The 13517-nt window shown below is 70.6% G+C and carries 14 protein-coding genes and 3 tRNA genes; 8 read left to right on the top strand and 9 right to left on the bottom strand.

Annotated features, from left to right (window positions below; genetic code table 11):
• Positions 1-76: 76 nt before the first annotated feature.
• A complete protein-coding gene (locus K7C20_RS11785) occupies positions 77-1108 on the top strand; it encodes a rod shape-determining protein (RefSeq protein ID WP_053210502.1) in 1032 nt (343 codons plus the stop codon).
• 69 nt (positions 1109-1177) lie between these two features.
• Here K7C20_RS11785 and K7C20_RS11790 read toward each other — a convergent pair whose 3' ends face one another.
• A complete protein-coding gene (locus K7C20_RS11790) occupies positions 1178-1774 on the bottom strand; it encodes a histidine phosphatase family protein (RefSeq protein WP_053210501.1) in 597 nt (198 codons plus the stop codon).
• Positions 1771-2178 carry a thioredoxin gene (trxA, locus tag K7C20_RS11795; protein WP_030081319.1) on the bottom strand — a complete coding sequence of 136 codons (408 nt, stop codon included), beginning with the start codon at positions 2176-2178 and terminating at the stop codon, positions 1771-1773. The genes K7C20_RS11790 and trxA overlap by 4 nt, the downstream gene beginning before the upstream one ends.
• A gap of 142 nt (positions 2179-2320) precedes the next feature.
• On the opposite strand from trxA, the gene K7C20_RS11800 reads away from it, so the two are divergent.
• Positions 2321-2461, top strand: coding sequence for a hypothetical protein (locus K7C20_RS11800; RefSeq protein WP_160328782.1), 141 nt, complete (start codon positions 2321-2323; stop codon positions 2459-2461).
• Here the strand turns inward: K7C20_RS11800 and K7C20_RS11805 are convergent.
• Complete coding sequence (locus K7C20_RS11805; protein ID WP_030081317.1) at positions 2458-2820, bottom strand: cupin domain-containing protein; 363 nt, start codon at positions 2818-2820, stop codon at positions 2458-2460. The genes K7C20_RS11800 and K7C20_RS11805 overlap by 4 nt on opposite strands.
• Positions 2821-3164: 344 nt before the next feature.
• On the opposite strand from K7C20_RS11805, the gene K7C20_RS11810 reads away from it, so the two are divergent.
• Positions 3165-4040, top strand: coding sequence for a glycosyltransferase family 2 protein (locus K7C20_RS11810; protein WP_053210500.1), 876 nt, complete (start codon positions 3165-3167; stop codon positions 4038-4040).
• A gap of 22 nt (positions 4041-4062) precedes the next feature.
• On the opposite strand, the gene K7C20_RS11815 is transcribed toward K7C20_RS11810, so the two are convergent.
• Positions 4063-5004, bottom strand: coding sequence for a DUF5996 family protein (locus K7C20_RS11815; RefSeq protein WP_030081313.1), 942 nt, complete (start codon positions 5002-5004; stop codon positions 4063-4065).
• Between the two features lie 374 nt (positions 5005-5378).
• On the opposite strand from K7C20_RS11815, the gene K7C20_RS11820 reads away from it, so the two are divergent.
• The 3 genes from K7C20_RS11820 (at position 5379) to K7C20_RS11830 (ending at position 8315) form a co-directional block, all read left to right on the top strand.
• Positions 5379-6149 carry an AfsR/SARP family transcriptional regulator gene (locus K7C20_RS11820; RefSeq protein WP_048829427.1) on the top strand — a complete coding sequence of 257 codons (771 nt, stop codon included), beginning with the start codon at positions 5379-5381 and terminating at the stop codon, positions 6147-6149.
• A 217-nt stretch (positions 6150-6366) separates the two neighbouring features.
• The gene (locus tag K7C20_RS11825; RefSeq protein WP_245171896.1) at positions 6367-7086 is read left to right on the top strand and encodes a DUF5819 family protein; all 720 of its coding nucleotides are present in this window, start codon (positions 6367-6369) and stop codon (positions 7084-7086) included.
• Entirely contained in the window at positions 7083-8315 is a 1233-nt protein-coding gene (locus tag K7C20_RS11830) for an HTTM domain-containing protein (protein WP_063781323.1), read from the top strand. Before K7C20_RS11825 ends, K7C20_RS11830 begins: the two co-directional genes overlap by 4 nt.
• Before the next feature lie 190 nt (positions 8316-8505).
• On the opposite strand, the gene K7C20_RS11835 is transcribed toward K7C20_RS11830, so the two are convergent.
• From K7C20_RS11835 to K7C20_RS11850, 4 genes are all read right to left on the bottom strand, one after another.
• Entirely contained in the window at positions 8506-8856 is a 351-nt protein-coding gene (locus K7C20_RS11835; RefSeq protein ID WP_052414311.1) for a hypothetical protein, read from the bottom strand.
• A 794-nt stretch (positions 8857-9650) separates the two neighbouring features.
• A tRNA-Ile gene (locus K7C20_RS11840) sits at positions 9651-9724 on the bottom strand.
• 178 nt (positions 9725-9902) lie between these two features.
• Positions 9903-9975 (bottom strand) — tRNA-Asn (locus tag K7C20_RS11845).
• A gap of 5 nt (positions 9976-9980) precedes the next feature.
• Positions 9981-10053 (bottom strand) — tRNA-Asn (locus K7C20_RS11850).
• Between the two features lie 219 nt (positions 10054-10272).
• Here K7C20_RS11850 and K7C20_RS11855 point away from each other — a divergent pair.
• Together K7C20_RS11855 and K7C20_RS11860 are read left to right on the top strand one after the other, a co-directional pair.
• A complete protein-coding gene (locus K7C20_RS11855) occupies positions 10273-10572 on the top strand; it encodes a hypothetical protein (RefSeq protein WP_030081307.1) in 300 nt (99 codons plus the stop codon).
• Between the two features lie 62 nt (positions 10573-10634).
• Positions 10635-12116 carry an FGGY family carbohydrate kinase gene (locus K7C20_RS11860; protein ID WP_167352555.1) on the top strand — a complete coding sequence of 494 codons (1482 nt, stop codon included), beginning with the start codon at positions 10635-10637 and terminating at the stop codon, positions 12114-12116.
• A 102-nt stretch (positions 12117-12218) separates the two neighbouring features.
• On the opposite strand, the gene K7C20_RS11865 is transcribed toward K7C20_RS11860, so the two are convergent.
• The gene (locus K7C20_RS11865) at positions 12219-13466 is read right to left on the bottom strand and encodes an RNA polymerase sigma factor (RefSeq protein ID WP_030081305.1); all 1248 of its coding nucleotides are present in this window, start codon (positions 13464-13466) and stop codon (positions 12219-12221) included.
• Positions 13467-13517 lie beyond the last annotated feature (51 nt).

Genomic DNA, 13517 nt, shown 5'->3' on the forward strand with positions numbered 1-13517 from the left:
GATGGCGCACGAGCGGTCCCTGCGAACAGGCCGCACGAGCGCTCCGTCCATACCGGCCAACGGGGAGGAATCACCCATGACCATCAGCCTCGCCCAATTGCGGCGGTGCTCGGCCGCCGTCGACATCGGAGCGGCCCGGACCAGGGTGTACGTGAAGAACCAGGGGCTGGTCGTCGATGAACCGACCGTCGCCGCCATCAACACCCGCACCGGGGCGCTGCTGGCCGTCGGCGCCCAGGCCGAGGTGATGGACGGCCGCACCCCCGACTACATCCGCGTGGTGCGGCCGGTCTCCGGCGGCACGATCGTCGACATCGACATGGCCCAGCGGCTGCTGCGCACCCTGGTCGGCGAAAGGCTGCGCAAGACCTGGCGGCGCCGGCCGACGATGCGGGCCGCGGTCTGTCTCCCGTACGGCAGCGAGCCGCTGGCGCAGCGGGCGGCCGTGGAGACGCTCACGGGGCTGGGGGCACGGCGGGTGGAGCTGGTCGACACCCTGGTGGCCGCCGCGGTGGGATCCGGGCTGCCGGTGGAGCAGCCCGAGGCCACCATGATCGTGGTGTGCGGCGCGGGAACCACGCAGGTCGCGGTGCTCTCCCTCGGCTCGATCGTGGCCGCGGAGACCGTGCCGGTGGGCGGCAACGCCATCGACCACGCGGTGGTCCAGCATCTGCGGCTGCATCACGAGCTGATGCTGGCGGGCCAGGCGGTACGGCCGCTCCAGTTGGTTCTCTCCGGCGGCGACGGCCTCTCCCCCGGCTCCACCGAGGTACACGGCCGGGACGTGGTCAGCGGGATGGCGCGCTCCGTCCACGTCGACACCGAGCGGGTACGGGACGCCATCACCACCCCGCTGACCTCGATCCTCGACGCCATCGGGGCCGTGCTGCGGCGCTGCCCGCCGGACCTGGTGGCCGACCTCGGGGAGCGCGGCATCGTGCTCGCGGGCGGCAGCGCGCTGATCCCCGGACTGGAGCCGATGATCCATCAGGCCACGACCATGCCGGTGCACACCGCGGACCGCCCCGACACCTGTGCCGTCATGGGACTCGGCGCCATGATCGAGGGCAAGGTGCAGCCCCTGCACCTCGATCCGATGGCTCCGTAACGGCCCCGGCCGCCTCGTACCGCAGCGGGCCGAGCACGCCACGGGCTCTGCGCGTGACGGGCTCGGGCGCTACAGGCTCCGGGCGTTCCAGGCGACCACCGCGGGGCGGTCGTGCTCGGTCCCCAGGACGCCGACCGCGCCGGTCTCGAACGTGAACAGCCCGCCGGCCGAGGCGGGCAGTCCGAGCCGCCGGGCGGCCAGCACCCGCAGGAAGTGCGCATGCGCCACCAGCGCCACATCGCCCTCGTCGACGGCGAGCTGTGACGCGATTCGTGCCAGCACCCGGTCGGCGCGTGCCCCGACCTGCTCGGGTGACTCCCCGGGATGCCCCTCGGGCCCCTCGGTGACGCCGTCGGAGAACAGATACCAGCCGGGCCTGCCGCGGTGGATGTCGGCGGTGGCGATGCCCTCATAGCCGCCGTAGTCCCATTCGCGCAGGTCGGGGTCGATCTGCGGGCGGGCGAGGCCCGCCAGCTCGGCGGTGCGAAGTGCCCGCTCCATCGGGCTGGCGTACACCTGCCCGATCTTCCGGTCCGACAGCAGCGGCCGCAGTGCGCGGGCCTGCTCCTCACCCTTGGCGGTCAGCGGCAGGTCGGTCCAGCTGGTGTGCCTGCCGTCCCGACTCCACTCGGTCTCGCCGTGCCGGACCAGAAGGAGGTCGCTCACGAGCCCTGCGCCTGCTGCCCCTGCTCGGCCTGCGCCTGCTCGCCCTGCGCGGCCTCGGTGACCGAGGCGCGGACCTCGTCCATGTCCAGCGCGCGGGCCTGGCCGATGACGTCCTCCAGGGCCTCCTCGGGGAGCGCGCCCGGCTGCGCGAAGACCGCGATGTTCTCGCGGACGATCATCACGGTCGGGATGGACTGGATCTGCAGGGCCTGCGCCAGCTCGGGCTGCGCCTCCGTGTCGACCTTGGCGAAGACCAGGTCGTCGTGCGTCTCGGAAGACCGCTCGAAGACCGGGCCGAACTGCTTGCACGGACCGCACCACTCGGCCCAGAAGTCGATGAGAACGAAATCGTTGCCGGAGACGATTTCGTCGAAGTTTTCCTTGGTGAGCTCGATGGTGCTCATGCGTGTTTCCCTGCTTCCGGTCTGTCGACGATTGCCAGTCGGTCTCCGGCTGCGGTAACGGGCATCACCCGTGACCTATTCCGCAGGCCGGACCGTCCCGCACCCCTGCCCACCGATCGCGTTCCTAGACATAGCGATTCACGTGGGAATCCCCACGCCGCCCGCCGGGCTCCACCACCACGACGAGGGCACCCCCGCACCCCCTGGATACACGCCCTCCCCCGGCGCTTCGGGGAGCTTCGCGGATGCGGTCTCCCCGGAGCGCACCAATGCCACTGTCTAGCTCTTCGCCTTGGCGTAGTCGGTCGCCATACCGCCCGCGAAGTCGTACAGGATGACCTGCTCGTCCCCCACGACCCAGGCATCGTGACCGGGCGGGCAGACGAAGACGTCGCCGGGGCCCACCTCGGACTCCGCACCGTCGTTCATCCTGAGCCGCATCCGGCCCTGGACCATGAAGCAGTTGTGGTGGACCTCGCAGCTCGTGGTCCCGGCGATCGGCCCCACCGACTCCGTCCAGTGCCAGCCGGGATCGAAGGTGGCCACGGCGAAGTCCAGCCCGGTGAGGTGCAGGGCTTCGAGGTGGCCCAGGGGAAAGTCGCGCCGTTCATCCGGCTTGTCGACCGTCTTGACTTCCATCATGAGGCTTCCTCCATCCGCCCCCCTCGGCCATCCGTGCATACCCCCTGGTCCTTCCATGGTGCGCCGCACGGGAGCACCCGGCCACCGCGTCCCGCCCAGGGACACGCAGGATTCCACCGGCCCGCCGGATGCGACCGGCCCCCTGGATCCCCACAGGTCGAGGGACCCCTTCCACGCCCCCGGCGCGGACCGGCACCGCAGCCGCGGGCGGCTCCCCGGGCGCACCGTGAACGACTCCCGGGGACGCCCCGGCCGGGATGTCGCCGGAGAGGTGCCGTGGCAGGCAGGCGCCTCCCCCGGCGGCTAGCATCGCGAAAGGACCGCCAAGAACGGAGCTTTCTTCTGTGCGTCATCTGCGCGTAGGCGTCGCCATCTTGACCATGGGAAACCGTCCCGCCGAACTCCAGGCGCTGCTGGACTCGGTCGCCAAGCAGGACCTCCCGCCGGCCCACATCGTGGTCATCGGAAACGGCTCGCCGCTCCCCCCACTGCCGCACGGCGCGACCGGCGTCGAGCTGAGCGACAACCTGGGCGTCGCCGGCGGCCGTAACGTCGCCCTGGACGAGCTGCGCAAGCTCGGGGACCTCGATCTGGTGGTCGACCTGGACGACGACGGCCTCTTGATCAGCCCGGACGTGTTCAGCCGGCTGGCGGAACTGCACGCGACCGACCCGGAGTTGGGGATCGTGAGCTTCCGCATCGCCGACGAGCTGGGCCGCACCCAGCGCCGGCACGTCCCCCGCCTGCGGGTCGGCGACCCCGCACGCGGCGGTCAGGTCACCACGTTCCTCGGCGGCGGACACTCCCTGTCCGTCCCGATGCTGGACAGGATCGGCGGCTGGCCCGACGAGTTCTTCTACGCCCACGAGGAAACCGACCTGGCCTGGCGCGCCTTGGACGACGGCTGGCACATCCGCTACGCACCCGAGCTGGTGCTCCAGCACCCGTACACCTCGCCCACCCGGCACGCCGTCTTCCACCGCATGGTCGCCAGGAACCGCGTGTGGCTGGCCAAGCGGCACCTCCCCGCGCTCCTGGTACCGCTCTACCTCGGCGTATGGGCCGTACTGACGGCCGTCCGCAGCCGCTCGGCGGCAGGCATGCGCGCCTGGGCCGCCGGCTTCGCCGAAGGAGTGCGCACCCCGTGCGGGCGGCGGCGTCCGATGCGCTGGCGCACGGTGTGGCGGATGACGAGGCTGGGCCGCCCGCCGGTCATCTGAGAGCAGCCCTGACCGCGTCTCGTCACAGACGGGACATCAGGTACGGGTCCGTCACCCCGCCGGGGCAGGCGAGCCGTTCGATGTCCCATCCGGCTCGCCGGGCGCCGGCCTGGTACGCGCTTTCGTAGAAACCGAGCACGGCGGCACGAGGATCGGCCGCGGTGCGGACCTCGTCGTACGGCAGCACCGCCAAGTGACTGTCCCCGCGGGCGGCCCACTGTGCCGCCGCGGGCTCCAGCGGCTCCTCGGCCAGCTGTGCGGGCTCGGGAGCGGTGTAGGAGTAGAACGCGGGCGCGGCGTTGGAGTCGTCGCCGAACCAGAAGCCGAAGCTGATGACCTCCCGGGAGTACGCCTCCCGGGTCACCGGGTCGACCTGGCCGGGCTGGTCGACGTGCCGGTCGGAGAACCGGGTGTGGGCGATGTCGAAGGTGTGCCAGAAGTGGTGCACCGGGCTGACCTTCCCCGAATAGCCCTCGGCGAAGTCCTCCAGCACCGACGCGACCTGGCTGAGGACCCGCCAGTAGCGGTGGGCGTGCCCGGCGTCGTAGGCCGCGTGCTCGGTGTCCTCGGCGAACGGCCGGGCGGCGTCGGGCAGATCGAACGGCCGCGGGACGGCGATCTCCACCCGGACGCCCAGCGCGGCCAGCGACGCCATGACCGCGTCGTAGAAGGACGCCACGGAGTGGCCGACGAGCGGAAAGGAGAGCGTCCGGCCGTCCCCCCTCGCGATGACCATCCGGTGACCGACGAAGTCGAAGTCCATCGTGAAGAGCGGGTTGCCGTCGAACTGCCCCATCGGGCGGGTGGTGATGCCGCGTCCGGTCAGATGGAACGGCACGTTCCACCAGTGGTTGCGCCGGGCACTGGCAGCGAGCCGGATCTTCCCGACGATCTGTGCAAAACGATGGAGCGTTTCTTTGGTGTCCCGCCATTCGGCCAACGGGATCGGGGGGAACAGCTCCATCGTCATCACCTGCCCTTCCCGTCCGACGCTCCTGACGGCCGGACGGGGCCTGGAGGACCAGATGACCATGCCCGGAGAGGTACGGCACGTCGTCGAACCCCCCGTTCAGTGCGGAGCGCACCCTGCCACCGGGCCGTACCCGGCTACCACCAGGCCGTACCCGGGACAGTGGCGCGGAGGGTAAACCCCAGCCGACTCGATGGCACATCGCCAGAGGCCACATCTCCCACCAAAGCCAAACAATTCGACAACACATCCCGGGCGGAGCAACATGAATTTGTGGGAGGTGCACAGATGGTTGCGAACCTCAGGCGACGACAAGGCGCCCGGTGGGGTGTACGCCGAACGGACGGGCCCCTCCGCGATCAACGGCCATGAGCCCCGATGAGCTCATCTTCTCCAGACCGCACGCGAATGGCTGGCCGGCCTTGCAGATCGCCCTTCTCGGCGGTTTCGACCTCGTGGTCGGGGATGTGCCGGTGGTGGTCCCCGTCGGCTCGAAGCGGCTCCTGGCGTTCATCGCGCTCAAGGGCCGTACCGCTGCCCCTCGGTCCCTGGTCGCCGGAAGCCTGTGGCCCGAAGCATGTGAGCAGAGCGCGCACACGAACCTGCGGTCGGCGTTGTCGCGCCTGCGCAGCATCGGCAGGAGAGCCCTGGAGGTCAGCCCCACCGACGTACGCCTCGCGCGGGACGTCAGCGTCGATCTGCACCACGCGCGATCGCTGGCCCAGCGCATACTCGACCCCGGCGTTCCGGCCGGAGAACTCCAGCTCAGTGCGGCGACCGTCGACCAGCTCTCCGGCGACGTGCTGCCCGGCTGGTACGACGACTGGGCACTCCAGGAGGCCGAACGGTGGCAGCAGCTTCGACTCCACGCACTTGAGTCACTGGCGGGAGAGTTCATCGACACGAAGCAGTTCGCCGGGGCGGTGGCAGCCGCCCACGCGGCCGTACAGGCGAATCCGCTGCGGGAGAGCAGCCAGGCGTCACTGATCCGGGCCCACTTGGCGGAAGGCAACCTGTCCGAGGCGCTGGACGACTTCGAACGCTACGAGCACCGCCTCCGCGACGAGCTCGGACTTCGCCCCACACCGCGGCTGCGTCGCCTGATGGACGGACTGCTGCGGCCGCACCCCGGTCGGTGACGGCGCCCCGGCGGCGCCGGGCTTCGAGGTACCGCCGGGCTTCGAGGTCCACAGCCTCCTCGCCTCGCACCGGACTGCCCCCTCAGCCATTCGGCCCAATAGCACGTTCGCGTCGGAATAAGTCTATTTATTCTGATGTGGCGGCGGTGACGTGAATGACCAGGTGATCCGTCGGCTTATTCGTTGAATGTCCGGGACCCGTGAACGGGGGAGCAGGGTGGAGCCACGCGGGTCCTCAGACGAGACCGGCACGGACGGTGCCGACGAAGGCAAGACGCCCGGACGGTCCGCCGCCGTCCGCGGGCTGCCGCCGGCGCCGAACGGGTCCTGGCCGCTGCTGTCGCGGATCGTGATCATGGCGGCCATCGGGGTGCTGACGATCGGTGTCACGCTCCACCTGCTTCTGCTGTTCCTGTTCGTGGCCCCGCCCAACGCCATCAGCAAGAAGTACGACCGGCCGGTCAAGGGTTACGTCTATCCGGAGTTCGACCAGAACTGGCAGCTTTTCGCGCCGAACCCGCTCCAGGACAACATCGCCGTGCACGCGCGCGCCGAGGTCGCGTTCCCCGACGGCTCCCGGCGCACGACGAACTGGCTGGCAATGACCGCCCAGGACATCCGCGCGATCAGGCGCAACCCCGTGCCCAGTCACGCGCACCAGAACCTGCTGCGTCAGGCCTGGGACTTCTACAACAGGACGCACGATGTCAAGGGGCGGGCGATAGGCCTGCGCGGCGAACTCGCCGAGGCCTTCGTACGCCGTATCGCGGCTCACCGGCTCGGACCGCGGATCGACGGCGGTCAGGTGGTCAAGGTGCAGATCTACGCGACGAACACCCCGATCATCCCGCCGAAGTGGAGCGACGACGGCGGGAGCACCGAGAAGACCTACCAGATGCTTCCGTGGTGGCCGGTCTCCAAGAAGGAGTTCCCGTGAGCGTCGAGAAGGACATTGCCCGGACGCCTTCCCCCTTCAAAGACATGGGCACCAGGCTCGACGCGGCGATCGCCAGGCTCCTGAACAAGATCACGAGTGCGGCACTCGCGCCGTACCAGGCCGCGGTCATCCGGATCGGCTTCTCCCTGACCTTCGCGCTCTACCTCTTGCGCGAGTGGCCGCACCGGCTGGAGCTGTACGGGACCACCAACCCGTGGGGATTCGACCTGGCCCAGCGCCTCATCGCCTCGAACGACGCGTTCACGGTCCTGATGTGGTCGAACGACAGGCTGTGGTTCGAGCTGGTCTACCACGGGGTGATCGTGGCGAGTGTGCTGCTGCTCCTGGGGTGGCACACCCGCACGATGTCGATCCTGTTCATGGTCGGCGTGTTGTCACTGATGAACCGCAGCGTCCTCCTGGGCGACGGCGGCGACACCCTCATCCACCTGATGGCGAGCTATCTGGTGCTCACGCGGTGCGGGCAGGTGTGGTCCCTGGACGCCCGCCGGCGGGAGCGCAGGGGGACCCCGCACCCGGACGGCTGCGATCGGGTGAGCGTGGCGCTGTGGCTCCTCGCCGGCGCGGGCCTCGCCGTCGCACAGATGACGGGATTCGCCAAAATTCCCAGAGGCTGGGTACTGATCCTCTGGGGACTGTGGTTGAGTCAGGCCCTGTGGTTCTGGGCAGGACGCCGGCGTTCCCCGGACGCGCGGGCGCTGTTGGATGTCGTCGCCAACCTCGTCCACAACGCGGCGATGCTGGTGATCGGCGCCCAGGTATGCCTGCTCTATGCCACCGCCGGCTGGTACAAGATCCAGGGCCCCCGCTGGCAGGACGGAAGCGCCCTGCACTACCCGCTCCATCTGGACTACTTCAGCCCGTGGACCGGGCTGTCCCAGGTGCTCGACAGCCGCTCCACCATGGTCACGCTGATCACCTACGGCACCGTGGTCGCGCAGGTCGCCTTTCCCTTCACCCTCCTCAACCGACGGGTGAAGAACGTCATGCTTGCGATCTTGATGACCGAACACGCGACCATCGCGGTGATCTGCGGCTTGCCGTTCTTCTCGCTGGCGATGATCGTCTCTGACATGGTCTTTCTGCCGACGAACTTCCTGCGCTGGGGCGGGTCGAGGATTGCGGCCGCCCGGGACCGCATCACCGCACCACTACGCCGGAGCAAGGGCCCGGACGACCGGAACGAGAGCCGGAGCATGACCGTCTGACGCGCCGTGCGACCTCACGCGGGTGATGCCGGGCGCGCGCGGCCCCCTGGCGGAACGGCCCGTGGTGGGCACGAACCGCCAGAGGGATTGCGGGATGGCGCCTGCCCCTCAGCGTGAGCCGAGAGCTGTGCCGAGCGCGTGCCCTGCCTCGGGCGTTGTGGGCTCGGCCGCCTGTGATGACGCCATTCGCTCAGCCACCTGCTCCTGTGGTGCCGCCGGTGGCACCGGTCGCACCGGTCGCACCGGTCGCACCGGTCGCACCGGTCGCACCGGTGGTGCCTCCTGCGATGGTGGTGGCACCCGTGCTGGTTGTGGTGGCACCGGTGGTGGTGGCGCCGGTGGTGGTGGCGCCGGTGCTGGTGGTGGCGCCGGTGGTGGCGCCGGTGGTGGTCTGGGCACCGGTCGTCGTGCCGCCGGTGGTGGTCTGGGCACCGGTCGTCGTGGCGCCGGTGGTGGTCTGGGCGGCGGTCGTCGTGGTAGCGCCGGTGGTGGTGCTGGCACCGGTGGTGGTGCTGGCGCCGGTTGTGACGGCGCCGGTCACGGTGGTGGCACCGGTTACGGTGCGTCCGCCACCCCCGCCGCCGCCTCCGCCGCCGCCTCCGCCTCTCCCCTTGCACAGCGCCCTGACCGAGCCCGGAGCGACATCGATGATCTTGCCGTTGGCCCTGCTGACGCAAAGGACCTTTGATGCTCCTGGCGCCGCCTGTGTCGCGTGGGTCGGAGCCTTCGCAGCCGCTGGTTCAGCGCCTGTCGCCCCTATCGCCCCCATCGATCCGACGAGCGCCGCCGCTGCGAAGGACGCGCCGACCACGTGGGTAAGACGCTTCCGGATGATTGTCATCACTGCGCCTCCTCTTCTCTCTCGAGTCCATAGATGGCTCCAGAGTGGGAGCGCGGCCATGACCGCGGCGTTGAGCCTGCGTGACCCCCGCGTGACGCCGGTCGGAGCGCGTGGCGGGGGCCGACCGAACAGACCAGCACATTCCTCGACTTCGTCAAGGGCGGGCGGCGGTACTCCCTGTGGGGCATCTTCTCCGGCCCCCGGTGCGGTGCGATGTGCGCCCTGCCCTGGCCCGAAGTCAGGCTCGACGCCCTCCGGCTGCGCCTCTCGGCCCAGCTGGTCGAGGTCGCCTGCCGCGCCCGTACGGCGAAGCACCCAAGGCCGGTAACGCGGGCACCAACTGACTGAGCCTGCGTCTGGGCCACTTGGGAGGCCGTGGAGGCCGCCGTGGGCCACTTGATCTGAACGGATGAACGGGGGCCGCCGCGCTGACGCGGTGACCCCCGTTCTCACGCTTCCCCAGGTAGAAAGGTTCTTCGCCCTGGGCGCTGCGGTGGGGCGGGTGGGACTCGAACCCACGGCCGACGGATTATGAGTCCGCTGCTCTAACCGGCTGAGCTACCGCCCCCCACGGCGCGTCGCGCACATTTGTGCGCGCCGTCTGCCGCAGCATAGCCGCTCATACGATCTGTTGCCCGTGAGGGCTGCCGTCGTGCGACCACGCACGCCCAAGAGGACTTCGATCACCGGGCGTTCGGTTCCACGGCACAAGAAAAAGGACCCCTTCCGGGGTCCTCTTCTCTCTGCTCCCCCGACTGGACTCGAACCAGTAACCCTCCGGTTAACAGCCGAATGCTCTGCCAATTGAGCTACAGGGGACCGAGCTCCCCCGACTGGACTCGAACCAGTAACCTGCCGGTTAACAGCCGGCTGCTCTGCCAATTGAGCTACAGGGGATTGCTCTGTGTGCCTCGAATGCACCGCAGTCCGGTCTTCCGGACGGCGCGCGCTCGCTGCGACACATACATTAGCGCAAGCAGGGGGGTGCTCCGCCAATCGGTATCGCCTCAGGTCACCTCGGGTGATCTCCGGCCCCGGAGGGTAGGCGCGCGGCACAGCCCGGCACTCCGGTCCGTACCGGCACCGGACGGGTCCGACGAGAGGAAAGGTGGAGCAATGCGCTACCGGCTCACGTTCATCGCGGGACTGGCCACGGGGTATGTGCTCGGCACACGGGCCGGCCGGGAACGGTACGAGCAGCTCCGCAAGGCCGCCCAGCGGATCAGCCAGAACCCGGCGGTCCGGAACACCGCGGAGTCCGCCGCGCTGACCGGGCGCGAGGCGGCCTCGAAGGCGTTCGGGACGGTGTCGGCGAAGGTCGGCGACCGGCTGCCCGACTCCGTCAGCAGCCGGGTGCGCTCGCTGCGCGAGCAGCGTTCCCCCGAAGAGGACGACTGGGGCACGAGCAACACCTGAGCAGCCCCGGGGGCAAACCCTGACGCTGCCCCTATGCGTCGTATGGGGCATCATCTGGGTCCATGGGGATAGTCGCCGGATTGGACAGTTCGTCCGAGAGCACACGGATCGTCGTCTGCGATGCGGACACGGGCGCCGTCATCAGGCACGGGTACGCGCCGCACCCCGTCGAGAAGGGGCCCGACGTCGACCCGCAGGCGTGGCTGATGTCACTCGGCGAGGCGGCGGGAGGCGGGCTGCTCGAAGGGGTGCAGGCGATCGGCGTCTCCGCGCAGCCGCACGGCCTGGTCCCGCTGGACGTCGAGGGCAATCTCGTACGGCCGGCGCTGGTGGGCAATGACCGGCGGGCGCAGTCCGCGGCCGCGGATCTCATCGACTCGCTGGGCGGGCGTACCGCGTGGGCGCAGGCCGTCGGCGCGGTGCCGCAGGCGACGCATGCGGTGACGAAGATGCGCTGGCTGGCGCGTACGGAGCCGGCGCATGCGGCCCGTATCGCGGAGATCATGCAGCCGCACGACTGGCTGGCGTGGCAGCTGCTGGGGCGGCCCGCGCGGCGTACGACGGACCGCGGCGGGGCCTCGGCGACGGGCTTCTGGTCGGCGGCGACCGAGTCGTACCGGCCGGATCTGGTGGAGCTGGCGCTGGGCCATCAGGTGCGGCTGCCGGAGGTGCTGAGCCCCTCGGGGACGGCCGGGTTCACCCCGGAGGGGCTGCTGATCTCCGCCGGTACGGGCGAGACGATGGCGGCCGCCTTCGGGCTCGGCGTCGGGGTGGGTGACGCCGTGGTGTCGCTGGGCGCGTCGGGGTCGGTGTTCGGTATCCACCATGAGGCGCTGGCGGACCCGACCGGCACGATCACCTCGTTCGCGGACGCGACCGGCCGGCATCTGCCGGTGGTGCACACCAGCAATGCGGTGCGGGTGCTGCGCGGTGCGGCGGAGATGCTGGGGACGGATCTGGAAGGCCTGTCCGAGCTGGCGCTGCAGTCCTCGCCCGGTGCGTACGGCATGGTGCTGCTGCCGTATCTGGAGGGCGAGCGGACGCCGCATCTGCCGCACACCGCCGGGTCGTTGCACGGGATGCGGCGGGAGAGCATGAAGCCGGAGCACATGGCGCGGGCGGCCGTGGAGGGCATGCTCTGCGGGCTGGCGGACGCACTGGACGTGCTGCGCGGGCGGGGCGTGGCGGTGCGCCGGGTGTTCCTGCTGGGCGCGGCGGCGGAGCTGGGCGCCGTGCAGGCGGTGGCGCCGGGGCTGTTCGGGGTGCCGGTCGTGGTGCCGCAGCCGGCCGAGTACGCGGCGCTGGGCGCGGCGCGGCAGGCCGCCTGGGCGTGGGGGGTGGCGCACGGCACGCTCGCCCCGGCCCCCGGTGCGGAGCCCCGGCCGGGCGGCCAGGCCGCCTGGGTCGATCCGCCGCAGTGGCCGGCCGCCGCGAGCCAGGTGTTCGAGCCGGGTGAGGAGCTGCCGGTCGGCCAGGCCGTGCGCCAGCAGTACACGACGGTGCGCGACGAGATCCATCCCGGGGCGTTCCACTGGGAGGGGTGACGTACCGGACCGGGAGGGGCGACGTACCGGACCGGGAGGGGTGACGTACCGGACCGGGAGGGGTGACGTACCGGACCGCGCGGGGCCGGGGTCCGTGCGGCCTCAGTCGAGGTAGCCGCGGAGCTGGTCGGCGAAGGCGTGGTCGCGGAGTTTGTTGAGGGTCTTGGACTCGATCTGCCGTATCCGCTCGCGGGTGACGCCGAAGATCCGGCCGATCTCCTCCAGGGTGCGGGGGCGTCCGTCGGCGAGGCCGTAGCGGAGCTGGACGACCTTGCGTTCGCGTTCGCCGAGGGTCGAGAGGACCGCGTCGAGGTGCTCGCGGAGCAGCAGGAACGCGGCGGATTCGACGGGTGAGGCGGCGTCGCCGTCCTCGATGAGGTCGCCGAGGGCGACGTCCTCCTCCTCGCCGACGGGGGCGTGCAGCGAGACCGGCTCCTGGGCCAGCCGCAGCACCTCGCTGACGCGTTCCTCGGTCAGGTCGAGGTGGGCGGCGACCTCCTCGGGGGTCGGTTCGCAGCCGCGTTCCTGGAGCATCCGGCGCTGGACCCGCACCACGCGGTTGATCAGCTCGACGACATGGACCGGGACGCGGATGGTCCGGGCCTGGTCGGCCAGCGCGCGGGACATCGCCTGGCGGATCCACCAGGTGGCATAGGTGGAGAACTTGTAGCCGCGGGCGTAGTCGAACTTCTCGACCGCGCGGATCAGTCCGAGGTTCCCCTCCTGGACGAGGTCGAGCATGGTCAGCCCGCGGCCGACATAGCGCTTGGCGACGGAGACCACCAGGCGCAGGTTGGCCTCGATCAGGCGGCGCTTGGCCATCCGGCCGAGCACCACCAACTTGTCGAGGTCGAAGGCGAGTTGGGAGGAGAGGTCGGGGGTGTTGGTGAGCTTCTCCTCGGCGAAGAGACCGGCCTCGACGCGGCGGGCGAGCTCGACTTCCTCGGCTGCGGTGAGCAGCGGAATCCGGCCGATCTCGCGGAGGTACTGGCGGAAGAGGTCGGAGGAGGGGCTGCCCGTCTCGGGGCGCGGCACCCGCTCCGGGACGATCTCCTCGATGACCATCTCCACGGCGGGTGGCTCGGCCTGCTGCGGCACGGAGAGCGGCTCGGGGGCCGGCTCTGCGTCCGGGTCCGGGAGCGGTTCCGCGGCCGGTTCTGCGGCGGCCGGCGCGTCGGCGAGGGTCTGGGTCTGCACGGGGGCGACCTCCAGGGTGATCGCTGCTGAGGCGGCAGAAAGGTCGGGCACGGATGCGGCCGAGCCGCTGTCCGTCCCGTACGTCGAGAGCGGGTCCGCGGGGGCTTCCGGCACGGTGCGACCGGGCCCGCCCCGCTCCGAGGACTCAGGCACCGCTCCTCAGTGTGGAGTACGACACACTCCTGCCACGAGGGTCGTGCGAGC

It is taken from the genome of Streptomyces decoyicus (assembly GCF_019880305.1).
Lineage (GTDB): Bacteria > Actinomycetota > Actinomycetes > Streptomycetales > Streptomycetaceae > Streptomyces > Streptomyces decoyicus.